A 22,400-nucleotide genomic window follows, 5' to 3' on the forward strand; every position below is an offset into this window, starting at 1 on the left:
ACCTCTAATGTCCTGCTTAGTGTCCAGGCTATTATTTTTCTTGAATACAGATCCATTATACTGGTTAAATATACAAAACCCTCATCTTGTGTATATATATAGGTTATATCTGTACACCAGGCTTCATCCGGTGCCTTTGGATTAAAATCTCTTTTTAGAATATTATGTAATCTGTTTGAAAAGTCACAGTCTTTAGTTGTTACAGTATACGGCTTAATGTAGTGAGCTTTAATGTTATTTTCTTTCATTAGTTTTCCTACATTATATTGCTTAACCCAATTACCCACAACTCCATCTGTTGCATTTATTTCTTTAGCTAAAGAAACAGTTGATCCTTCACCATCCAAATATCTTTTTACAATACTTAATTTTAGTTCTTTTGAATACTTACTTTTTCTTCTCAATATAAAAACCTCCTGTATCAGCGTTTAATTATTTACGCTGTCTACTAGAAGGCCCTCATATCATTTATCAAGGTTTTTTAGTATCAATTAATCACCAACATATGGTAATAAAGCCATTTGACGAGCACGTTTAATAGCAGTTGCTAACATTCTTTGATATTTAGCACTAGTACCTGTTACACGTCTAGGAATAATTTTTCCATTAGCTGAAACGAATCTTTTTAATAATTCAACATCTTTATAATCGATGTAAGTGATGTTATTTTTTGTAAAGTAGCAAACTTTTTTTCTACCCATTCTTTGTTTTCTAAATGCCATATTAAAAACTCCTTTCTTTAAAACTGAATATCATCTTCCATGATATCATATGTATTAAGTGAATTATCAAACTCTTTTTCTAATTCAACTGTTTTCATATCATAGAAATTATCATTATTTTGTGGTTGTTGCATTTGCATTTGAGGCTGCGATTGTGCTCTTTCACGAGCAGCTCTAGTTTCTAAAAACTGAACGCTGTCACAAATCACTTCAACTACATATACTTTTTGTCCTTGAGAATTATCATAGCTACGAGTTTGAATTCTTCCTTCAACTCCAACTAAACTCCCTTTAGAACAATATCTTTCAACATTCTCAGCTGGTTTACGCCAAACAACACAGTTAATAAAATCAGCTTGTTGTTGACCATCTCTAGATGTAAAATTACGATTTACTGCTAAAGTAAATGATGTAACCGCATCACCTTGAGGTGTTCTTCTAAGCTCAGGATCCCGAGTCATTCTACCAACTAAGACTACTCTGTTTATCATTTATGTGCCTCCTACTATTTGCGAAGAGTTAAATGACGTAACATAGCAGTGTTGATGTTTGATAAACGTTCAAACTCAGCAACATCTGCAGGTGTACAACTTGCATTTACAACTACATAGTAACCTTTTTTGTAATCTTCGATTTCATATGCTAAATCACGTAATCCCCATTCATCAATGCTATCAATAGTTCCATCGTTAGCTGTTAAAACTCCTTTAAAGCTTTCGATTAATTTGTTTCTAGCATCGTCTTCAACATCAGGTTTTACAATAAACATAATCTCATACTTGTTCATTTCTATACCTCCTATGGTCTATTGGCTTATCTCTTCTGGATAAGCAGGCAAGTAAATTTAATATTTTTACATGCGAGGATATAATAGCATAACATTAATAACAAAGCAATAATTTATTTGATTTTACCGCTGCTTTTGTTTAAAAAAATATATTTGGATATAATTATTATATGGTGAAAGATTATGCGTTTAAAAAATAAAATTATTTTAGTTACTGCTTCCACTCGTGGAATTGGTTTAGCAATTGTAAAATTATGTGCAAAAGAAGGTGCTACTGTGTATATGGCAGCACGTAATTTAGAACAAGCTAATTTGATAGCAGAAGAATTAAACTGTAATGGTTATAGCATTAAAGTTGTATATAATGATGCCAATAAACAAGAAACTTATATTTCAATGATTGATGAAGTCATTAAAAATGAAGGAAAAATTGATGTTTTAATAAATAATTTTGGTACCTCAAACCCCAAAATAGATTTAAATATTGAATATACTAAATATGATGATTTTATTAATATCATTAATCTGAATATTAGCAGTGTCTTTATCGCAAGTCAGCATGCAATTAAATATATGAAGAAAAATGGTGGCAGTATTATCAATATTAGTTCAATCAGTGGTATTGTTCCTGATATATCTCAAATAGCTTATGGTGTATCAAAAGCATCAATTAACTATTTAACTAAAGAAATTGCAGGACAAGCGGCTTCTTATAATATTCGATGTAATGCAATACTTCCTGGTATGACTGCTACTGATGCTGTAAATAATAACTTAACTTCAGTTTTTAAAGATTATTTTTTAAGACACTCCCCTATTAAAAGAATGGCTTTTCCTGAAGAAATAGCTAACGCTGCTATATATTTTGCTAGCGATGAATCTGCTTTTACTACTGGTCAAATTTTAGCAATTCATGGTGGATTTGGTATGGTTACCCCCTTATATGCAGATATAATTGAAAACCAGTATAAAAGATAAATACTATTATTAATATTGATAACACCACAATGTGGTGTTATTTTAAATATATAAAATTAAACTCTACATGTTAATTCTTGTTCTAAAAATTGTTTAATATAAGGATTATTTTCTTTGTTTAATGTTGGCATAAACGCCATATATCTACACTTTTGATATGTCTCATCATCTAGTATAAAACTATATCCCTTAGCACACCTGGGATTACAATCATCAGGGTTAATTAATCTTTTACAAACAGACGCTTTTTTAACATCTTTTTTCATTTTACTTGGCAAAGTATTTAAAAAACTTTGATATTTATTAATATTCTCTGGATAAATACGAATTTTAACCCCAGATTTACGGATTACAAATGATGCTAATGTCCGTTTATTATCCTTTAAAATATATGAAACAAGATATCCACTTTTAGCAGACTTTATATCACATTTACAATTACTCTCAATTAAAAAATCATTTAATTCCTCTACAAAAACCCGATTATTTTCATCAATACTTTCAAGAAATAATTTAAATTTATCTTCCATATAAAATTCCCCTTCTTATTTTTCTTCTAAAATCGGTATCCAAATTTGACTCAAATAATTTTGATCATAAACATTTCCATTACTATACCATTCAAATTCTGGACATTTAGCATGCTTAAATGGATATTTTATTATCCATTCCTCATTTAAAAACTTCCACCCCCTTTGAATTGCCTGTGGCATTGCACCTCGACAATCAAAAATAGCCCATGTAACTTCTGGAATAATATATTCAACAAATCCTTCAGGCATTTCTTGATTTGATATCACCATGATAGAATATTCAATCTCGTTATAATATTTATCATATTTACTGAACATCCCAAACATTCCCATCGGATTTCCCTCATCCATTGAAATTAATTGCAAAAAAGTTCCATCCCTTTGGATATCGCTCCAAAACTTTAATATTTGACTATAATGTGCATCATTTGCATATGAAACTTTAATACTTTTTCCCACTAAACGAAATGACCTTCTACTTTCAAGTTTCCATGTATATTTCTGTTTTTCAAGAAGATTCATTTTAGGATAGACTTGTAATTTAGCATCATTATCACGAGCTTGCTTAGGTGAAACTCCATGAAACTGTTGAAACGCTTTTATAAAAGATGTTGGTGAATCATAACCATATTTATAACTTAAATCAATTATTTTAATGTTTGTACTTTTTAAATCATATCCTGCTAATGTTAGCTTCCTATAGCGAATATATTCAGAAAAACTTATCCCATTCATATAAGAAAATACTTTTTGAAAAAATCCAAAAGAACATCCAGCTATTTTAGCTATTTCATCAATATTTATTGGTTCTTCTTTTCTTTGTAAATGATTTTCTATATAATCAATAATTTGTTGTAATTTTTCATTCCATTCCATTAGATACCTCTTTCTAAATCATGTAATCATTTTAACATCTATAAAAATTAGCTTCATCTTTTTTTTAGTACTAGTTGGATAGCATTAAAAAAGGCACTTCAATAAATGAAATGTCTTTTTATAAGTCATCAGGAGTAGTTATCTTAATATTATCATAGCTTCCCATAACAGTTTTTATCTCAATATTTTTAAATTTTTCTACTAATGATGTATCATCAGTTGCTAAAAAATCACTATCCTTACCTAACTGATAGCATTCTTTAATTAAACTTGTTTTAAAAGCCTGTGGAGTTTGAGCCTGCATTAACATTGATCTAGGTAATGTTTCTATTATATTTCCATCTTTACATATCTTTATTGTATCTTTAACAGGTACTGCTAATAAACAAGCATCATTACTTTCTAAACACAATAGCAAATCATTTACATTATCAATTTTCAAATATGGTCTAGCTCCATCATGAATTAAAACATGACTTTGATTTACTGCCTGTAAACCATTATAAACACTATCCTGGCGTTCTTTGCCACCAAAGATATATTCTATTTTATCTGATACAATTAACTTTTTTAAATCATTAAGCTCATCTTTTTTTGTAACCACAATAATTTGTTTACAACGATTATCATTTAAAAACAACTCCATAGTCATCTCATATACAGTTTTATCTTTAAAACTATATAACATTTTATTGTAATTTAATCCACTCCTAGTTCCTTTTCCAGCACATAATACAATTACACTATAATCCATCATCTCACCCCTTTCATTTATTGTATCACCTTATGATTATCTTGAAAATAAACATTATTAATTAATTAGCTAATATACTTATAATAAGGATGTGATTTTATTATAAAAAATATAATTGGTTTTATCTTAAGTTTAGGCGTTTTTTTATATGGTATGCACCTTATGTCCTCAAGTCTTGATACTCTAGCAACAAATAAATTAAAAGATATTCTTCACAAGCTAACATCAAACAAATATCTTGGTGTATTAATAGGAACTGCAATAACTGCAGTTATTCATAGTTCTTCTGCTACTACAGTTATTCTTATTGGCCTATTAAACAGTCATCTTATCACTTTAAATCAAGCTACTTGGATTATTCTTGGGGCTAATATTGGAACTACTGTCACAGGTTTAATGATAGCTTTAGACTTGGGACAGTCTGCTATTTATTTTTGTGGAATAGGTTTAATTTTAATGTTATCAAAAAATAAATTAATGTATTTTGGGAGAGTCATTGTAGCACTAGGATTAATCTTTTTAGCAATGGATTCTATGTCAGTTGCTCTTATTCCACTTCAAAGCTCACCATACTTTATTGAATTATTTTCAAAATTGAACAATCCTCTTACTGCTATAATCACTGGAACTATATTTACTGCTATGATTCAAAGCTCAACTGCTTCTGTAGGAGTTTTACAAACAATTTATCAAAAAGGTTTAATTAGCTTTGCTATGGCTACTAATGTTATCTATGGTCAAAATATCGGTACTTGTATCACCGCTTTATTAGCATCTATAAATGGTGATCGAAATTCTAAACGTCTTACAGTTATTCATATTTTAATAAACGTAATTGGTACAATAGCTTTTGTAGGAGCATCTTACTTTATACCATTTGTTGAATTTATTGGCTCATTAACACCTAACTATATGATGCAAATAGCCTATATGCACACTTTTTTCAATATAATATCAACAATAATATTACTACCATTTGACAATACTTTGATATATCTTGCGTATAAAATAATTCCAATCTCTAGAAAAGAGGGATATAGTGCTAACAAGTATTCTTGCTCTAATTAATTTATATGGTTATAAAGCAATTTTTATTTTAATTACAATTGAAAATATCTTTCCTCCTATTCCTTGTGAAGTAATTCTAACTTTTGGTGGCTTTTTAACAACCATAAGTACATTACAACCACATGCTGTAATCATAGTTGCAACTTTAGGTTCATATTTAGGCGCTGTTATCCTCTATTTTATGGGATATTTAATTAAAACTGATCGTCTAAAAGAAATTTTAGTGTATTGTCATTTTAAGGAAAATGATTTTGATCGTTCAGTTAAATGGTTTGATAAATATAGCAGTTTAGCTGTCTTATTAGGTCGTTTAGTTCCTATTATACGTTCTATTATTTCAATTCCTGCAGGGATAACTAAAATGAATTTCTTTAATTTTTCTATTTATACTTTATTTGGATCCATTATTTGGAATACAATATTGGTATTTTTAGGAATTTTATTAGGTAATAATTGGATCTTGATTAGCAAATATCTTAAACAATATGCTTTAATTACTGGAATAATTTTTTTAATAATCATAATGATAAAGAAACGAAAGCGTTTATAAGCTCTCGTTTCTTTTAAATAAAAGAAACATAGACCTAATAATAAGTCTATGTTTTAATATCATGCTTTAGCTTTACTTTGAAAATATTTATTTGCCTTCTTAATAATACCTCGCCCTTGTTGTTTTGTATCATAGTCTTTTAAAATATTATTAATATCTTCTTCTTTAACTTCATGATGTATATTTTTACGAATAATTTTTTTCAAATCTGTTTTAGTAAGATTTTTAAAATTAATTACTTCATCTACACGACCTAACAATTCTTCACTAAAACCATAATTAACTTTTTTAGATACAGTATTCTTTTTAAAACCAAGATTACTTCTAGCACTTCCTCGATTAGTAGTCATAATGATAATTGTATTATTAAAATACACTTTTCTTTTATGATTATCCTCTAAATATCCTTCATCAAATACTTGTAAAAATAGATTCATAACATCCTGACTAGCTTTATCAATCTCATCTAACAAAATTATACTTTTAGGATATGTTTGTAACTGTGCTAACAATAAACTAGGCTTGTCATAACCAATATACCCTGGTGCTGCTCCAATAATCTTTTGTATACTACTGTTATCTTTATATTCGCTCATATCTAAACGAATTAATTTTCGTGATAAATGTTTTGCTAACTGTTTAGCCATTTCACTTTTACCTACTCCACTACTACCTGTAAAAAGCATTATTGCAGCTGGCTGACTTAAAGATTTATTAATTTTTAATTGTCCAATTATTTGTTCAACTGCTTCACTTTGTCCAATTACTTGATTGTTTAATTTTACTTTAATTTCATCAAAATCATAGTTATCATTAATTTTAATAGAAGTATATTCTTCGATTACATCTTTTACTATTTGCTTAGTAATAATATGTTGTTGTTTGAACCTTGTTTTTACACATGCAAGATCAAAGATATCAATTGCCTTATCAGGAAAAGTTCTATTTTTGATATAATGGTCAACATTATCTACTAGATATCTTAATACTTCATCATCAATTTCAATTTTATGGAATTGTTCATAAAATAATTTAGTTTCTCTTAAAATATCAAATGTTTCATCTTTTGTATTTTCTTTAAGTGTTATTACACTAAAGCGACGATTCATTGCTTGGTCTTTTTCAAAATGTTGATAATATTCTTCAGTAGTAGTTGCACCAATAATTGTTAAATCTTTTCTAGCTAAATAAGGTTTTAAGATATTTGCAGCATCTATCGCTCCTTCTGCGCCTCCAGCTCCAATTATGTTATGAATTTCATCAATAAAAATAATTACATTATCCATTTCTTTTACTTTATCAATTATTTTTCTTAATTTTTCTTCAAATTCACCACGATATTTGGTTCCTGCAACAATACTAGATAAACTTAATTCATATATAATTTTTTTCTTTAAGCCATCATTTACTTGCTTTTCATTAATTAAATAAGCTAATTTTTCTACTAATGCTGATTTTCCTACCCCAGCATCACCAATAATTAATGCATTGTTTTTTTCTTTTTTACTTAAAATCATACATAGTTTTTCTAATTCATTTTGTCTTCCAACAATTAATTTTTCGCCCTTTTTTACCTTTTTGTTGAGGTTTACCAATGATTGAATTTGATCTAATTTAGTCTCTAATTCACTACTTTCATTTAACTGATATATAATGTCTTCAAAATCCACCTGATATTTTTTTAATAACTCATATGCTACACTTTCTTCGCTTTTTAATAATGCAATTGTCAAAATATTTAAAGTAACTTTACTTTTATTTTGCTCATTAGTAATTTCAACTGCTGTTTCTAAAATATTTTTTACAGCTTCACTATACTCCATATAAAAAGGTTGATCATCATTTGCACCAAACAACCTTTTTATATCCTCATATATACACTTATCATTAACATTATATTTTTTTACTAATTCTTTTAATTTTGAATCACTTATTTTTAATAATGATAATAACAGATGTTCACTACCAACATTATTATGTCCTAAATCAAAAGCAATACTTTCACCTACAACAATTGCTTTTTGGGCTTGTTCATCAAATTTTGTTAACATGTTTCACCTCTAATTTTATTATATGTTTAACACATTAAATTATTAACGAATCAGTTTATTTTAAACATAAAACAGTTACCTTTAGAGAACTGTTTAACATTTATATGTAGAGATTCTATTACATCAATTATTTTTACTCAAATATAACTCTTTATCCTCATTAAATTCCCTCATAATTAGATACTAAAATCTTTTAATTATAAAAATAAAAAAACCATTCTCAATAATTTAAGAGAATAGTTCTGCAAGAAATGATTTCTTTTTAATTTCCTTACTACTTGTACAATAACTAGCTTTTAGTGTTCCTGTAAGTGTTTTTCCTTTTCCTTTTCCTAATATTATTTTATATTCACCATTGTAATATTTAGCTTGATAATCTTTTTGATGATCTGCTAGTACTTGATCAATATCATCAACACCTTTAATCCAATTACGATAATCATTAATTAAATCATCTTTTATTTCATACATTTTTTTAATATCTTTTTCATTATTGCTATTTGCAATTATTTTATATTTAGGATTATTACTAGAAGCATCAACACTTACTACATTCATTAAAATTAATAAAATAACAATTGTTTTTTTCATATCTGTTCACCTCAAGTTCATTATTACCAACTATGATTAAATTATACAAAAATAATTAAAAAGAGGTATTTTTATGGCTGATAGAATAATGCAAAAAGAAATTATTAGCGATCCTTTTTCACCAGTGTTTGCTAATTATGAAATAACTGATACACTTCAAGAATTTTTAGCTTTACAACAAATATATGAAGCTGGAATTAAAGAAGTAAAAACTAAGTTAGAAATTCTTGATGATGAATTTAAAATTAAACATGATCATAATCCCATTCATCATATGGAATATCGTTTAAAATCTGTAAGAAGTATTCTAGGTAAATTAGAAAAAAGAGGTTTAGAGGTTTCATTAGAATCAATTGTTATAAATTTAACAGATATTGCTGGTGTAAGAGTAATCTGTAACTATGTTAGTGATGTCTATAAAATAGCTGATATGCTTATTAAACAAAGTGATATCAAATTAATAAAGAAAAAAGACTATATTAAACATCCTAAAAACAATGGTTATCGCAGCTTACATTTAGTAGTTGAAGTTCCTATTTTCTTAGCTGAGAAAGTACAGCCTATTCCTGTGGAAATTCAAATCAGGACTATAGCTATGGACTTTTGGGCTAGTCTTGAACATCATTTACGTTATAAAGCTGATAATGAGGTTCCTGATGGAGTTCGTGATGAATTAATTGAGTGTGCTAAAACTATTTCTAATTTAGATTATAAGATGCAAGGAATTTATGAAGAATTAAGTAAGTCAAAAAAGAAAAATCTAGTACCATAGTTTAAAACTGTACATATAAAATATTATATTTTTGACCATTTTAGTATATACAATAGTTTGATAAAATATTGTTAATTCTAAAAGGGAGGTTAAATATGGTAAATAAGAAAACAAAAAAAATAACACTTACCGCTTTAATGATTACTTTAATTTTTATAGGTACTTTTTCAATTAGATTTCCAAATCCAGCAACAGGTGGGTATTTCCATATAGGTGATAGTATGATATTTACTAGTGTAATTATATTAGGTAAACGAAATGGGAGTATTGCTGGTGCATTAGGAGGAGCATTAGCTGACCTTCTTTGTGGTGCAACAATTTGGATTATACCAACTTTATTTATCAAGTTTATTATGGCATGGATTATGGCTAGCATAATTGATAAAAATTTTAGTTCTATTATTGGAGCTATATTAGGGGGATTCTTCCAAATATTTGCTTATACAATTGTTGAAGCATTTTTATTTACCTGGCCTGCTGCATGGGGAGCATTGCCTGGATTAACAATGCAAACAATTATTGGTTTTCTTATTTTTATTGTTTTATTTAAAATGTTACAAACAACAAAACTATTTGATTATATAGAGTAAAAAAGCTAAATACATAATGTATCTAGCTTTTTTGCTACTAAAATTATTCTTACAACTTAATTGATATTATTTCTCCCCACAATTAAAGCAAACGCAAGATAATCTTAGTGTTTGATTTTTATATAATAATATGGCCATATAATAAGAGAAGACAAATGATTATAAGAAAGCAATATTAATTATTAAAATTTCTTTAATTTTTTTAGAGTTTCTGATTCTTTTGGTTGATAATCACCAATTCTAGAAGCGCCACTAACAGCTCCACTAGAAGCAGCAAGAACTAACTTACTAAACATTTTTAGAACTTTTTCCATAACTTTCTATAATACAAGGTATCGACGATAAATCAATGACAACTAAAACATAGGACAAAATGTGACTGTATGTACTAGACAATAATATAATCACTGCATAAAATGAAGTAATTATAAATGAGTATTTTTTATAGACAGATTTTTCGTTATCATTAATTAATCTATTCTTATGCTCGAAGGGAGCCTTAAATATTATCAGCACTAATGTAATCGTAATTATTAACATCATTATTATCTCATTAATCATTATATGTGGGTAAATACATACAAAGATTATATACTTAGAAACGTTAAATGCAATACATTTAAAATTGGTATTGCAGTGATATCCACCGATAAATTTGCGTAAAAACGCATAACTCCCGAAGTAAACTATCGCTTGGTTGACTGTACCACTTATTATCCCAATAAATAATAACAAAAATATATTAAGTAAGGATGTAATCATTACTTCAATACCATAAATGAATATTTCATCATCATAGTCCAAATTACTTCTACTTTTATATATTTTTAAAAACCAATTAGATATACCTTGTATCAATCATTTCACCTCCTCGTATACATAATAAATTATTTTATGACATAAATAAACAAACTTGGGACAAATGGACTTTTAATGAGGATGATTTAATGGAATTATTATTGATGCATGAAATTTATTATCTTTTTCAAAGAATTTTACACTGCCACGATACTCATTTACAATCCTTTTTACACTTTTTATTCCATGTCCATGATTACCTCCTAATTTACTTGTACGAAGATCAGGATTTTTATTTAAAACTGAATCATTTATTTTATTAATTACTTCTAAATATAAAAATACATCTTCTTCAATAAATACCTCTATTTTAGGATCATTCTTGGAACAATTATCAATTGCATTATCTAATAAATTTGAAAGTAACTCATTCAAATGATAATCTTTCATATATTCTTTACCACTTACATTTATTTCATAATTAACTTTTATATTCTTACTATTTGCAATCATCATTTTATAATTAATAATTGCATTTATTATATTATTATTACTATTAATAGTGGTTGTTACTTCTTGTACCTCCTGCATTCTTGATTCAACTATTTTCATTATCTTTAAATATTCTTTCTCTTTTAAATAATTTTCTATTAGCACATAATCATGTTTTAAATCATGCTTCATTATCTTAATTTCTTTTGATACATTGTTCAATTGTTGATAATTACTTTGTTCCATCTCTAACTTTTGTAATGAAAATTGTGTTTCTTGTTGTTTATGCTCTAATTCAGATATATAGTAAACCAATACTGCTATACCAATAACTGATAAACCAAGTGATAATAATGTCAAAAATACTAAACCCTTATCCAAAGTCATTCCCAAATAAAATTGTAACAAAATTATATATGCAAAATAAAATATTACTACAACTATAGTTAATAATCTCCAATAAAGTATATTAACTCTAATTTCTTTTCTCTTGCAAAAATGTATAACTAAACATACGATTAAAAAATATAAGATTTTTGCAATAACTGTTCTTACCTCTTGAACAACATAACCATCTATGAATAATGAAACAATTATTGCCCACCCAACAATCAATTCATCAAAAAATGAAATGAATAAAATTTCCCATAAATTATTTTTTGATGCATAAAATGCTATTATAGTTGCTGTAAATACAACCACTAATGGCAAAATAATACTAAAATCCCCAAAACAATTAAAAATATTTATTTCTGCAGAAATTAAAATAAAATTTATTATAAAATATATATACTTATTTATTTTTAAATCAAAATAATTTGTAAAGAAAAATGAAGCTATTAGCGATTCTACAAAATTTATTATCATTGTTTAAACCTCTTCATAAAATTATTGTGATAAGCATCAATAAAGTCATCATAGTTTCTTTTTAAAACAAATGTTGTGCCATTTATCAATGTAACGTTTTTACTATTAACATTTTTAACATATTCAAGATTTATAATTGTATAATTATTTAAACGAAAATATTTATTAACATCTAATTCTCCTAAGAATGATTTTAATGTTCTGTATACTTCATATATTTTTTTATCATACATATAAATTGTACACTTATTTCTATTTGATTCAATATAAATAATATCCTTCTTTAAAATCATTTGTCTTTGTCGTTCAAAAACTACTTCAATATAATCTGTATTTTTTATGCTATCCTGTTCTATTTTAAGACATAATCTTTCTAAATCTTCTTTTAAATTACTCTTTCTTAAAAAGAAATAAACTTTACTTGTAAAAGTATCAAAAACTAGACTATTTTCAGATGACATATAGATTATCTTCGCAAAATAATTTTTATTAATTATTGTTTCACCTAAATTTATTCCATTTTCACCTTCTAATAGAATATCAATAAAATAATAATCATACTTTTGTTTCATATCTATATCAGTTATACTTTTTACTACCACAATCTCATTTTTCTTATCACTAAACTTTTTATTAATAATATTTTCTAACATTTCGCCAAAAATAAGATCATCATCTACAATTAGTATCTTCATATCATCACCCTTTTCCAAATAATCATACCATAGAAATATGTTAGATTTTATAGATTTTTTTATAAAATTGGTATAATTTTAAATATTAAAAGCGGCATATGCCGCTTCTTAATATGTTGAATCAATATCATAGTATACTAAATCGTCAAATGTTTGTCTTCTAATTACTTCTCGTGATTTTCCTTCATATGTAAATACCACCGCTGGTTTAGGCAATTGATTATAATTTGAAGACATTGAATAGTGATATGCACCTGTAGAGAAAACAGCTAATATGTCACCAGGCTGTGAATCTTGCAACATAATATCTTTTATTAAAATATCTCCTGATTCACAGTTTTTACCAGCTACAGTTACCAAATGACTTGTGGGCATTTCTGCTTTATTTGCTATAATTGCATCATATTTTGCTGCATATAAACTTGAACGAATATTATCAGTCATTCCCCCATCAACACTAATATAATCACGAATATCCTTTATATATTTAGAAGACCCTACAGTATATAAAGTTATTCCTGCATTTCCAACACAATAGCGTCCTGGTTCAACTAAAACCATCGGCCTTTTTAATCCTCGTGCTTCAAATCCTTTTGTTATAATTTCCATTATTGTATCAACAACAGTTTCAAATTCTAAAGGTTTGTCAGCTTCTGTATATGCTATTCCAAAGCCCCCTCCAGCATTTAATTTATTAATAACGATTCCAAATATATCATAAATTTCATATGAAATATCAACAAATTTATTCATTGCTAAAACATAGGCCTGAACATCTTCGATTTGACTTCCAACATGACAATGTATTCCATCGAAATTTATATTTGGTGCATCTATTACTTTCTTTATTGCTTTTAAATATGTATTATCATGACTACTAAATCCAAATTTTGTATCTTTAGCACCAACTCTAATATAGTCATGTCCACCTGCATATACACCTGGTGTAATTCTTACTACGCCATTTACTACAACATTTAATTTTTGAGCTATTTCTTGAACTAATTCAATTTCATGAAAATTATCAATAATTAAATTTTCAACCCCATTACTTAAAGCATATTCTATTTCAGAGGGAAGTTTATTATTCCCATGAAAATAAATCTTCTTAGGATCAAATCCAGCTTTTAATGCTACAGAAATCTCACCTGCTGAAACACAGTCAATTCCTACTCCATATTCTTTAGCTACTTTATAAATAGCCAAACATGAAAATGATTTAGAAGCAAATAGTGGTAAAGTATTTTCATACTTGTCAATCATTTTTGTTTTAAGTTTATTGAATTGATGTCTAATATGCCCTTCACTCATAACATAAAGTGGTGTTCCATATTTTTCAGCTAAATCAGTAGCTTTAACATCATCTATGTATAAATTATTATTTTTAATTTGTGCAAATTCTGTTTGTAATACCATATAATCCCCCTGATTAGTATAATGTCTTTAATGTATAGAGACCTTTTTCTTTATCTTTTAATGCATAAGCTGCACTAATAGCCCCTTGTACGAAAACTTCTTTTGACAATGCTGTATGTTTTATTTCAATAATTTCATCTATTCCAGCAAACATTACTGTATGTTCTCCAAAGATTGTTCCACCACGCATTGCTTGAATTCCAACCTGATCGTGTGTTCTCTTTTCATGTAAAGCACTACGATCATATATTGGTGTTGTTTCACCAATTTCTTCTTCAATTACTTCATATAATAATTTAGCAGTTCCAGATGGTGCATCTATTTTTTGATTATGATGTTTTTCAAGTATTTCAATATCATAGTCTGCTTCATAAAATTCTTTGGCTACTTGACGTAATATCTTAGTTACCATTTGTACACCATAAGATGTATTGTAAGATTGAAAGATTGGAATTTGTTTTGAGGCATCATTGATTTTAGCCAATTGTTCTGTACTATATCCTGTTGTAGCAATAACTAATTTTGTTTTATTTTCTAAAGCATAAGATAAAATATCATCTAAATTATTAGGGTGAGAAAAGTCGATGATAACATCGGCTTTTTCCACACACTCTTTTAGAGAATTAAAGCTTTTTTCAGGTATTTTTTCATCAAACTCATAACTTATAACAGCTGTTAAATCCATACCGCTTTGACTTCTTACCTTATTAGCAACCTTTTTACCCATCAATCCATATCCATATACAATTACCTTCATTTTATAACCCCAACTTTTCAAATGCATCCATAGCATCAAATAGTAATTTTTTATTTTCTTCAGTAGTTTCAATCAATGGTAATCTTAGGGTTGGTTTGCAAATTCCCATTCTAGCTAAGGCTGCTTTAGGCATAATAGGATTTATATCTGCAAATAAATAACGACTTACTGGTTCTAATGCGTAGGCTAGTTCTTGAGCTCTTGGTAAATCACCTTTTAAAGCTAATTGTACTAATAATTCAGTTTGACGAGGATATATATTTGATAGTACAGAGATTACTCCTTTTCCTCCTGCACAAATAAATGGTAAGATGTTATCATCACATCCTGAATATAAATCAAAATCCATGCCTTGTGTTTTTGCCAATACTTCCATTGCATAAGCAATATTATCAGTAGCATCTTTCATTGCAACAATATTTTTATGTTTTGCTAATGTTGCTACTGTATTAACATCAATTTTTACTCCTGTTCTGCCTGGTACATTATAAAGAATCATTGGAATATCTACTGTATCAGCTATTGTTGTATAATGAGTAATTAACCCTCGCTGACTAGTTTTATTATAATATGGTGTAACTACTAAAATAGCATCAGCACCTTTTTCTTTAGCATATTTAGCTTTCTTTAAAGCAGTAGCTGTATCGTTTGATCCAGCACCTGCAATAACCTTAACATCACTTCCTCTTGACATTTCAAGTGTAATGTCTAATAATTCAAATTCATCATCAATATGGATAGTTGCTGTTTCTCCTGTAGTACCATTAACTAACAAAGCTTTAACTCCACCATCGATCATTCTTTTTACTTGTCGTCTAAAACCATCATAATCAATACTTCCATCTTCATTCATTGGTAATACAAGTGCTACTGCACTTCCTTCAAAAATAGCCATATAATTCTCCTCCTATAATTTTAAATCAAAAGATTCATTTAATTTATCTATTGCTAAATTTTTATCCTTTTTATCAACGATAAAAGAAATCGTTCTTTTTGATGTTGTAACTTGATAAAAATGAATGTTATTTTTACCTAAAATTGTAAATACTTTTGCAGCAGCTCCAGGTGTAAACTCAACCATCTTTCCACCAACTGCTATTTTAAAATACTTTCGATTAGTAGCAATTTCTAATTGTTTAACTTCTTCCTTTAAGCGTATTATTGCATTGTTTAAATTTTTTTGATAACTTTCATCTAGTGTAATCTCTATCTGCATAGCATCTTCAATCATTACTTGAGAAATCATATCAATGTTAACATCACATTCACTTAAAATAGTAAAAATCTTAGCAATTACTATTGGATGTTTTGGTACATTAGTTAACCTTAATTGAATAATATCTTCTTCATAGCTCACTGCTTCAATAAGTCTTTCCATCGCTATTCTCCTTCGTAAAAAAAGTTGCAATGAGTAATCATTGCAACATAGTTAACATATGAACAATGATAGCTCACCATTATCAATATTAATGATAATGACAGTCTTATAGATATTCTCTATAAGCCCAGAGTATAAACGCATGCAATCATTTACCCCTTCGGCGAAAGCTCCCCCATTTTTATCTAGTTTGCATCTTCTAATAAAAATTTCATAACTATTCGCGCCTCTATCTCATAACTTTCTTACAATATATCACAATAGAGCATATATTACAATAGCATTATAATGTTTATAACTATATAAGAAGATTTTTTGCTTTCTCTCATTAATATATGATTTGATTTAACTCATTATGATAAATAACTATAAATCATCATATCTTTACATCTATGCATAAAATATTCTTGAATAAAATAATTTAATAATACCTGAATTCCTAAGTTATTTAATTATTTTATAATTGAATGCTAAAAAACTTTCTCAATTAATTAGTTTTTAAATCAAAAAATAGCTTTCCCATACAACTATTAAAAAAGTTTCAAGGATAAGTATAGGACTTTACATAAAATTATAAAATAATTTTATTATGTTTTTAATAAATTAGCTAAAGATTTATATAAAGACCATTACTTTTATTAAAATAAATGAATATTATTAAATGCTAGAAGTAGGATAACATTTCTTGCTTCTTTTTTGTTTTCTATAAAGTAATATGAATAATTCTTTTGTATATATTATTAGGAGGTATTTTCTATGTCAAAACAATTTTGTAATGATTTAAAAAATGATGTTTTATTCAAGTACTTACTTCATGATGACTTAGATCCTGACTGTATCTTTATGTTAAAGCTCTTTATTGAAAATATTCTTAATATTAAATGTCATCATAGAAATAATCATTGTCTCCTCAAATTTAATGAAAACTTACCGACTTTTTATATCGGTAAGTTTTTATAACTATAAAGTTTTATAAAAATTAATCTAAGATTTTCTTTTTTTTGAAATATAGTATCCAGCTAAACTCAATGTCATTAATGCAACTGTTGCTCCAATTACATTATCATCTCCAGTTTTTACACTTACTGTTGTATCTCCAGGTTTTACTGTTTCTACTGGTTTTGCTTCTAAGCTTGCTAGGGCTTTTGTTAGAGCTGACACTGCAACTTCTACTTCTTCTTGTGTTGCTTCTGAATCTTCTAATACCGCTTTTGCTTTTTCCATTACATCATCTACTGCTTTTAATGATGCTGATGTGTAATTAGCTCTATTTAGTCCATTTGCCTGATTGATTAAACCACTTAATAAATCTTTATTTGGTTTTAATCTTAAATTAATAAATGCTCTTACTAATTCACTATATACTTCATCTACTTCTTCCTGCATTGCATTTTCGTTACCTAATACTTCATTTGCTTTTTCTAATACTGGTAACATCGCATTCCATGTTGATTCTATATATTTATTTGATTCTAAATCATTTATTAAATCTACTTGTTTTTGTAATAATTCTTTATTTCCTTTGTAGAATTCTAACATATGCATTGCATTTGCTAATCTAGTAAATGCATTATCCACTTCTTCTTGTGTTGCATTATCATTTACATAAATAGTTTGAGCATTTTCTAATGCTGCATTGAATTCTTCTACTACTGCTGGTACTACATTTTCTAAACTTGCATTTTCTGCCATTTCTATTGCAATTGCTAATGCTGTTTTATTTGTTTTAATAACAACTTCAACTAATGAATTTTTAGCATTTTGTAATATAGTTTTAATATTATTTACTTCTTCTTGTGTTGCATCTGCTCTATCTAATACAACTTTAGTATCAGCCATTGCATTTGCGAATGTTACCCAAGATTCAGTTGTATAATTTGCTTCATTCAATGTTAAATATTCGTTATATAATTCTTGTAATTCACTCTTATCAACATCTACATTGCCATAGAAACGCATTTCTGCTGCACTTACACAACTATTTACTGGATTTCCTAATGTTTCCAAAATTGTTACTTTAACATATCTTGCATCAGTAGGAATAAATTTCATTTGTTTAAATACAGTTTTATCAAGTAACTTAGTACCATCATTATCAAATTCAAACTGTCCAAGATCAGTATAATTTTGTCCATCTGTACTTACAGAAATAGCAGCTTTAATAATATCACCATTATTTCCACCCTGACGAGGAAGGAATGTAACATCAGTTAAATTATAAACACTTCCTAAATCTACAACTACCCATTGTGGCATTCCTGTTTGAGGAGTTAACCAATATGTTCCTATATCATCATCTAAAATATTAGATGCATTTTCACTCCAACTAGCTTGTCCACTTGAATCTGCTATAGTAATACCTTCTATACGATTATTTGAATTTACAGGTCTTAACTCTAATCCATTAATAGCACGCTTAATTTTACTTACTAGTTGATCTACTTGATCTTGAGTTGGATCATTAGATAATAATTCTTTTGCTTCATTAACTGCATTTAATAATATAGTATAACTGTCAATAGTATAGAAATCTTTATTTAAAGCTTCTGCACCATTTAATACATCTATCAATGCATTTGTATCAGTTCCTACTTTTACTGTTACAGTTTGAGTAACTGAAATAGTATTATTATCTACTGATGTTGCTGTAATATTTGCTGTTCCTTCTTTTAGTGGTTGTAACATGAATGCAAATCCACTTGCTGTTTTAATAGTTAATACTTTTACTACATCTTCATTATCACTTGTCACAGTATAATAAGGATTTAAAGCATCTTCTGGACTAACCTTAGCGTTGAAGTTAGTTAAATTTCCTACATATAAAGTATCACGATTATCTTTATCTAATTCAATACTTGTAACTGGAATATCTTGAGCATATAAACATTCGATCTCTCTTAATGTTAACATACGATCATATGGATTATTTGAATCACCAGCTGTACCTGTTGCATGTTCAAAAGTAATATTTACTGTTTTAACCTCTACTGCTTCATCTAATTCAAATGTGAATATTCCATCACTTGGATAATTACTATATATTGGATTTCCATTACTTTCTAATGAATGATTACCAATTGTTCCTAAATCAATAGTTGTACCATCTGTAGTAACTACATTAGCACTTACAACACGTGGTGCCCCATTACCAGTTGGACGCCCATAAACACGTACAATATTCATTAATTGTCCATCTATATCTAAATGTAGATTAACAGGTAATGAAATTTCTGGTTTTAATACTCCATCTACTTGATTATCTGCAGTATCCCATTTTAATTCAAATTCATCATCTGCCATTCCATTATATAATGCATCAAATGAATTTTGTTGAATTAATTTTTCAACATTTGTACCATCATCAGTTGGATATGCATTATTTGTAATTGTTGTTCCTTTTACTTCAACTGCTTTTTCAATTTGACTTGGAGTTTCTGGAATTGTTGTATCACCATCAATATTAGCATCAACATATGATAATTTTGGTCCTACTAATTTTGCAATACCATTAGTCAATACAAAAGTTGTATCAGTTTTTGCTTTTAATGTAACAGTACCAAGTTTCATTGTACCATTTACTAAATCCTGATCTCCAACATTAGTACTAACAATTGTCAATTCACTTCCATTAGCTCTAGCTCTCATTTTAGCTATAGTCATCATATCAATTACATCATATGATTGACGATATCCTTCATAAGAGAAATTTTCAGTATCAATTGGAAGAACTTCACTGAAAGCATTAATATTTTTTAAACCTATACCAAGTAAAGTAATATTAACTGTTTCTCCTGCTTTTACTTCATTCTTATCTGCGATCAACATGATCTTTCCATCAGGGTTACCAGTTTTATTAGTACCACCATCTAATTTAGTTGTAATATAAGAAATATCATAAGCATCTATTACATTATCACCATTAATATCTGCATTATTAGTTTGTGATACATAACTAAAGTCTGAATCTTTATTAGTTAATCCAGTATAGTTTTCAATCCATGTTAAATCATTACTATCAACTTTTCCATCTAGAGTAACATCACCTACTGGATAAGTTTTTGAACCATCTACTTTATATGGCATAATTTCTGTCATACATACATAAGTTCCTGCTGGTTTTGAAATAACCATTTTCATATAACGCATCTTAGCGCCATTTAAAGCAATCGACTTAACTGATGAATCATTAGATAACTGTATCTTATCTACCACAGTTGTATAATTAGTACCATCAAGACTACCTAAAATAGTTACTTCTCGAGGCTGTTGATTTAAATAACTACTATGAGGATAAATATCAACATGATCCATAGAAGTTATTTCTTTATAATCAAAATCAATAACTTTATCACGATTATTAACACTATCATCTGTCCAATTAGTGAACCAGTATGCATTAGTATCACGATCAACTAAATTTTTAGCTGAATATCCTGTGGCACTATCATTAGTAGTAACTTCCATTCCTGCTGGAATATTACGATATGGATCTTCAATTGTCTTAGCAGTCAAAGCTTCACTCCATGGTGAATATCCATCACTATTTACTGCACGAACCCTAAATGTATGAGTAGAATTGTATTCAAGATTTCCTACTAAAAATTCATTTGTTGTAATACCTGAATTAATTTTACCATCAATTTCCAATTGATATTCAGTAGCATTTTCTACTGCATCCCATACTAATGGAATTTCAGTTGGAGTAATTTGGTCTTCTAATGTTGCCAAACCTGTTGGAGCTGTTAAAGTATCAGTTTCTTGGTTACCAGCTAAATCTTGCTTATTTTCAAATCCTTTGACCGTTACTTCGATAGCATTTTTATTTACATCTGTATTTTCAATTTTTACATATAATTTTGGAGTTGTTGTAATTTCAACATTAGCAAATTCGCTTCCCTCTGTAGCATATTTATTTAAATTAGGTGTTTCATCATAATAATATACATTACCAGTTGCATTATCAAATGCTTCTTTACTATCAACTGCATGAAATTCAGCATTTGCAGAACCAACTTTTCCAGTTACTGCTTCTGGTGCTTTTGAAACATTTACAACAAATGTAGTATCTCTATCTGAATCATAACCTTGATAAGTTCCTTTTGATGCTTCTGCACGTAAAATAGCTTCATCACCTTTTACTTCAGAAGTAAACTTAGTAGAAACACTACTTCCATAATTAACTTCTTCTTTATTAGAATAGTCTATTGTTATACCATCATCTTCAAATAATTCATATGATGTTTTTCCTTCAGGCCAGAATTCTATAATACGTTTTGTTTTATCTAACCCTTTTGGATTACTTTCTGTAATTGGTGCAACATTATTGTTTTCATCATACATTGGAACAATAGCACCATTTTTTACAAATAATGGTAATTTCCATCTTAATTTAATGATATTGAAAATTGTTTCCTATTCTTTTCTACTTTTCTTGCCATTCAATTTCTACTTCTTTTTGATAATGTGCTAATCCAATATAGATTACATTTCCCCTTAATTCAATATCATACTTTCTGTCTTTGATTTGTTCTACTGCTCTTTTTGCCAGTTCATTTAAATCGGTATTACTGTCTTTTGCATACTTAAATTCCAGAATATAAGAAATTTGATTTTCTTTCCTGGCTTTTAAAACTATATCACATCTTCCTTTTCCTGCTTCTCGATTACTTATAATCTTATAATCATGACATAGCCATGCACACATTCCTAATGCCATCATATGATA

25 protein-coding genes and 1 riboswitch are annotated in these 22,400 nt (G+C 27.8%); of the genes, 6 read left to right on the plus strand and 19 right to left on the minus strand.

What is annotated here, in order from left to right:
* From BMW96_RS14235 to rpsF, 4 genes are all read right to left on the minus strand, one after another.
* A partial coding sequence (locus tag BMW96_RS14235; protein ID WP_177165845.1) for a transposase occupies positions 1 to 404 on the minus strand: 404 nt, incomplete at its 3' end.
* A gap of 87 nt (positions 405 to 491) precedes the next feature.
* Positions 492 to 722 (minus strand): 30S ribosomal protein S18, encoded by a 231-nt coding sequence (rpsR, locus tag BMW96_RS11615; RefSeq protein ID WP_004610903.1) that lies wholly within the window; start codon positions 720 to 722, stop codon positions 492 to 494.
* 17 nt (positions 723 to 739) lie between these two features.
* A complete protein-coding gene (ssb, locus tag BMW96_RS11620; RefSeq protein WP_092356107.1) occupies positions 740 to 1,213 on the minus strand; it encodes a single-stranded DNA-binding protein in 474 nt (157 codons plus the stop codon).
* Positions 1,214 to 1,227: 14 nt separating this feature from the next.
* Entirely contained in the window at positions 1,228 to 1,509 is a 282-nt protein-coding gene (gene rpsF, locus BMW96_RS11625; RefSeq protein WP_092356109.1) for a 30S ribosomal protein S6, read from the minus strand.
* A 183-nt stretch (positions 1,510 to 1,692) separates the two neighbouring features.
* On the opposite strand from rpsF, the gene hdhA reads away from it, so the two are divergent.
* A complete protein-coding gene (hdhA, locus tag BMW96_RS11630; RefSeq protein WP_092356112.1) occupies positions 1,693 to 2,487 on the plus strand; it encodes a 7alpha-hydroxysteroid dehydrogenase in 795 nt (264 codons plus the stop codon).
* A gap of 56 nt (positions 2,488 to 2,543) precedes the next feature.
* Here the strand turns inward: hdhA and BMW96_RS11635 are convergent, their stop codons facing one another.
* The 3 genes from BMW96_RS11635 to ispD all read right to left on the minus strand — a co-directional run bounded on the left by BMW96_RS11635 (position 2,544) and on the right by ispD (position 4,650).
* Positions 2,544 to 3,017: a hypothetical protein gene (locus BMW96_RS11635; RefSeq protein WP_092356115.1), complete on the minus strand. Its 474-nt coding sequence runs from the start codon at positions 3,015 to 3,017 to the stop codon at positions 2,544 to 2,546.
* A gap of 15 nt (positions 3,018 to 3,032) precedes the next feature.
* The gene (locus tag BMW96_RS11640) at positions 3,033 to 3,896 is read right to left on the minus strand and encodes an AraC family transcriptional regulator (RefSeq protein ID WP_092356118.1); all 864 of its coding nucleotides are present in this window, start codon (positions 3,894 to 3,896) and stop codon (positions 3,033 to 3,035) included.
* A 118-nt stretch (positions 3,897 to 4,014) separates the two neighbouring features.
* A complete protein-coding gene (gene ispD, locus BMW96_RS11645; protein ID WP_092356121.1) occupies positions 4,015 to 4,650 on the minus strand; it encodes a 2-C-methyl-D-erythritol 4-phosphate cytidylyltransferase in 636 nt (211 codons plus the stop codon).
* A 123-nt stretch (positions 4,651 to 4,773) separates the two neighbouring features.
* On the opposite strand from ispD, the gene BMW96_RS11650 reads away from it, so the two are divergent.
* Both BMW96_RS11650 and BMW96_RS11655 read left to right on the plus strand, forming a co-directional pair.
* On the plus strand, positions 4,774 to 5,718 hold the full coding sequence (locus BMW96_RS11650; protein WP_257606884.1) for a Na/Pi cotransporter family protein: 945 nt from the start codon (positions 4,774 to 4,776) through the stop codon (positions 5,716 to 5,718).
* The gene (locus BMW96_RS11655; protein ID WP_092356126.1) at positions 5,690 to 6,268 is read left to right on the plus strand and encodes a DedA family protein; all 579 of its coding nucleotides are present in this window, start codon (positions 5,690 to 5,692) and stop codon (positions 6,266 to 6,268) included. Before BMW96_RS11650 ends, BMW96_RS11655 begins: the two co-directional genes overlap by 29 nt.
* Positions 6,269 to 6,327: 59 nt before the next feature.
* Here BMW96_RS11655 and BMW96_RS11660 read toward each other — a convergent pair whose 3' ends face one another.
* Together BMW96_RS11660 and BMW96_RS11665 are read right to left on the minus strand one after the other, a co-directional pair.
* Complete coding sequence (locus tag BMW96_RS11660) at positions 6,328 to 8,319, minus strand: AAA family ATPase (RefSeq protein WP_092356129.1); 1,992 nt, start codon at positions 8,317 to 8,319, stop codon at positions 6,328 to 6,330.
* Between the two features lie 228 nt (positions 8,320 to 8,547).
* Entirely contained in the window at positions 8,548 to 8,910 is a 363-nt protein-coding gene (locus tag BMW96_RS11665) for a hypothetical protein (protein ID WP_092356132.1), read from the minus strand.
* Positions 8,911 to 8,983: 73 nt separating this feature from the next.
* Here BMW96_RS11665 and BMW96_RS11670 point away from each other — a divergent pair, with 73 nt between their 5' ends.
* Positions 8,984 to 9,682 carry a GTP pyrophosphokinase gene (locus BMW96_RS11670; RefSeq protein ID WP_092356135.1) on the plus strand — a complete coding sequence of 233 codons (699 nt, stop codon included), beginning with the start codon at positions 8,984 to 8,986 and terminating at the stop codon, positions 9,680 to 9,682.
* 95 nt (positions 9,683 to 9,777) lie between these two features.
* Complete coding sequence (locus tag BMW96_RS11675; RefSeq protein WP_092356138.1) at positions 9,778 to 10,272, plus strand: ECF transporter S component; 495 nt, start codon at positions 9,778 to 9,780, stop codon at positions 10,270 to 10,272.
* 182 nt (positions 10,273 to 10,454) lie between these two features.
* Here the strand turns inward: BMW96_RS11675 and BMW96_RS11680 are convergent, their stop codons facing one another.
* The 8 genes from BMW96_RS11680 to BMW96_RS11715 all read right to left on the minus strand — a co-directional run bounded on the left by BMW96_RS11680 (position 10,455) and on the right by BMW96_RS11715 (position 16,675).
* Positions 10,455 to 10,568 carry an AgrD family cyclic lactone autoinducer peptide gene (locus tag BMW96_RS11680; protein ID WP_157796065.1) on the minus strand — a complete coding sequence of 38 codons (114 nt, stop codon included), beginning with the start codon at positions 10,566 to 10,568 and terminating at the stop codon, positions 10,455 to 10,457.
* Positions 10,561 to 11,130 carry an accessory gene regulator B family protein gene (locus BMW96_RS14850; protein WP_092356144.1) on the minus strand — a complete coding sequence of 190 codons (570 nt, stop codon included), beginning with the start codon at positions 11,128 to 11,130 and terminating at the stop codon, positions 10,561 to 10,563. The genes BMW96_RS11680 and BMW96_RS14850 overlap by 8 nt, the downstream gene beginning before the upstream one ends.
* Positions 11,131 to 11,202: 72 nt before the next feature.
* Complete coding sequence (locus BMW96_RS11690) at positions 11,203 to 12,429, minus strand: GHKL domain-containing protein (RefSeq protein ID WP_092356147.1); 1,227 nt, start codon at positions 12,427 to 12,429, stop codon at positions 11,203 to 11,205.
* Entirely contained in the window at positions 12,426 to 13,124 is a 699-nt protein-coding gene (locus tag BMW96_RS11695) for a LytR/AlgR family response regulator transcription factor (RefSeq protein WP_092356150.1), read from the minus strand. Before BMW96_RS11695 ends, BMW96_RS11690 begins: the two co-directional genes overlap by 4 nt.
* A gap of 108 nt (positions 13,125 to 13,232) precedes the next feature.
* The gene (gene lysA, locus BMW96_RS11700) at positions 13,233 to 14,540 is read right to left on the minus strand and encodes a diaminopimelate decarboxylase (RefSeq protein ID WP_092356154.1); all 1,308 of its coding nucleotides are present in this window, start codon (positions 14,538 to 14,540) and stop codon (positions 13,233 to 13,235) included.
* Positions 14,541 to 14,553: 13 nt separating this feature from the next.
* Positions 14,554 to 15,297, minus strand: coding sequence for a 4-hydroxy-tetrahydrodipicolinate reductase (gene dapB, locus BMW96_RS11705; RefSeq protein WP_092356158.1), 744 nt, complete (start codon positions 15,295 to 15,297; stop codon positions 14,554 to 14,556).
* A gap of 1 nt (position 15,298) precedes the next feature.
* Positions 15,299 to 16,192, minus strand: a complete 894-nt coding sequence (dapA, locus tag BMW96_RS11710; RefSeq protein WP_092356161.1) for a 4-hydroxy-tetrahydrodipicolinate synthase — start codon at positions 16,190 to 16,192, stop codon at positions 15,299 to 15,301.
* A 12-nt stretch (positions 16,193 to 16,204) separates the two neighbouring features.
* Positions 16,205 to 16,675 carry an ACT domain-containing protein gene (locus tag BMW96_RS11715; RefSeq protein WP_092356164.1) on the minus strand — a complete coding sequence of 157 codons (471 nt, stop codon included), beginning with the start codon at positions 16,673 to 16,675 and terminating at the stop codon, positions 16,205 to 16,207.
* A 61-nt stretch (positions 16,676 to 16,736) separates the two neighbouring features.
* Positions 16,737 to 16,915: riboswitch (Lysine riboswitch) on the minus strand.
* Between the two features lie 516 nt (positions 16,916 to 17,431).
* Between BMW96_RS11715 and BMW96_RS11720 the strand changes: the two genes are divergently transcribed.
* Entirely contained in the window at positions 17,432 to 17,635 is a 204-nt protein-coding gene (locus BMW96_RS11720; RefSeq protein WP_092356167.1) for a hypothetical protein, read from the plus strand.
* Positions 17,636 to 17,659: 24 nt separating this feature from the next.
* Here BMW96_RS11720 and BMW96_RS11725 read toward each other — a convergent pair whose 3' ends face one another.
* A complete protein-coding gene (locus BMW96_RS11725; RefSeq protein ID WP_092356170.1) occupies positions 17,660 to 22,015 on the minus strand; it encodes a discoidin domain-containing protein in 4,356 nt (1,451 codons plus the stop codon).
* 82 nt (positions 22,016 to 22,097) lie between these two features.
* A partial coding sequence (locus BMW96_RS11730) for a PD-(D/E)XK nuclease domain-containing protein (protein WP_177165846.1) occupies positions 22,098 to 22,400 on the minus strand: 303 nt, incomplete at its 5' end.

Source organism: Thomasclavelia cocleata (genome assembly GCF_900102365.1).
Taxonomy (GTDB): domain Bacteria; phylum Bacillota_I; class Bacilli_A; order Erysipelotrichales; family Coprobacillaceae; genus Thomasclavelia; species Thomasclavelia cocleata.

What these genes read in the sequence shown, in the direction of transcription:
- rpsR (WP_004610903.1), bottom strand. Translation starts at nt 722, where the DNA reads ATGGCATTTAGAAAACAAAGAATGGGTAGAAAAAAAGTTTGCTACTTT.
- ssb (WP_092356107.1), bottom strand. Translation starts at nt 1,213, where the DNA reads ATGATAAACAGAGTAGTCTTAGTTGGTAGAATGACTCGGGATCCTGAG.
- rpsF (WP_092356109.1), bottom strand. Translation starts at nt 1,509, where the DNA reads ATGAACAAGTATGAGATTATGTTTATTGTAAAACCTGATGTTGAAGAC.
- hdhA (WP_092356112.1), top strand. Translation starts at nt 1,693, where the DNA reads ATGCGTTTAAAAAATAAAATTATTTTAGTTACTGCTTCCACTCGTGGA.
- BMW96_RS11635 (WP_092356115.1), bottom strand. Translation starts at nt 3,017, where the DNA reads ATGGAAGATAAATTTAAATTATTTCTTGAAAGTATTGATGAAAATAAT.
- BMW96_RS11640 (WP_092356118.1), bottom strand. Translation starts at nt 3,896, where the DNA reads ATGGAATGGAATGAAAAATTACAACAAATTATTGATTATATAGAAAAT.
- ispD (WP_092356121.1), bottom strand. Translation starts at nt 4,650, where the DNA reads ATGGATTATAGTGTAATTGTATTATGTGCTGGAAAAGGAACTAGGAGT.
- BMW96_RS11660 (WP_092356129.1), bottom strand. Translation starts at nt 8,319, where the DNA reads ATGTTAACAAAATTTGATGAACAAGCCCAAAAAGCAATTGTTGTAGGT.
- BMW96_RS11665 (WP_092356132.1), bottom strand. Translation starts at nt 8,910, where the DNA reads ATGAAAAAAACAATTGTTATTTTATTAATTTTAATGAATGTAGTAAGT.
- BMW96_RS11670 (WP_092356135.1), top strand. Translation starts at nt 8,984, where the DNA reads ATGGCTGATAGAATAATGCAAAAAGAAATTATTAGCGATCCTTTTTCA.
- BMW96_RS11675 (WP_092356138.1), top strand. Translation starts at nt 9,778, where the DNA reads ATGGTAAATAAGAAAACAAAAAAAATAACACTTACCGCTTTAATGATT.
- BMW96_RS11680 (WP_157796065.1), bottom strand. Translation starts at nt 10,568, where the DNA reads ATGTTTAGTAAGTTAGTTCTTGCTGCTTCTAGTGGAGCTGTTAGTGGC.
- BMW96_RS11690 (WP_092356147.1), bottom strand. Translation starts at nt 12,429, where the DNA reads ATGATAATAAATTTTGTAGAATCGCTAATAGCTTCATTTTTCTTTACA.
- BMW96_RS11695 (WP_092356150.1), bottom strand. Translation starts at nt 13,124, where the DNA reads ATGAAGATACTAATTGTAGATGATGATCTTATTTTTGGCGAAATGTTA.
- lysA (WP_092356154.1), bottom strand. Translation starts at nt 14,540, where the DNA reads ATGGTATTACAAACAGAATTTGCACAAATTAAAAATAATAATTTATAC.
- dapB (WP_092356158.1), bottom strand. Translation starts at nt 15,297, where the DNA reads ATGAAGGTAATTGTATATGGATATGGATTGATGGGTAAAAAGGTTGCT.
- dapA (WP_092356161.1), bottom strand. Translation starts at nt 16,192, where the DNA reads ATGGCTATTTTTGAAGGAAGTGCAGTAGCACTTGTATTACCAATGAAT.
- BMW96_RS11715 (WP_092356164.1), bottom strand. Translation starts at nt 16,675, where the DNA reads ATGGAAAGACTTATTGAAGCAGTGAGCTATGAAGAAGATATTATTCAA.
- BMW96_RS11720 (WP_092356167.1), top strand. Translation starts at nt 17,432, where the DNA reads ATGTCAAAACAATTTTGTAATGATTTAAAAAATGATGTTTTATTCAAG.
- BMW96_RS11725 (WP_092356170.1), bottom strand. Translation starts at nt 22,015, where the DNA reads ATGTATGATGAAAACAATAATGTTGCACCAATTACAGAAAGTAATCCA.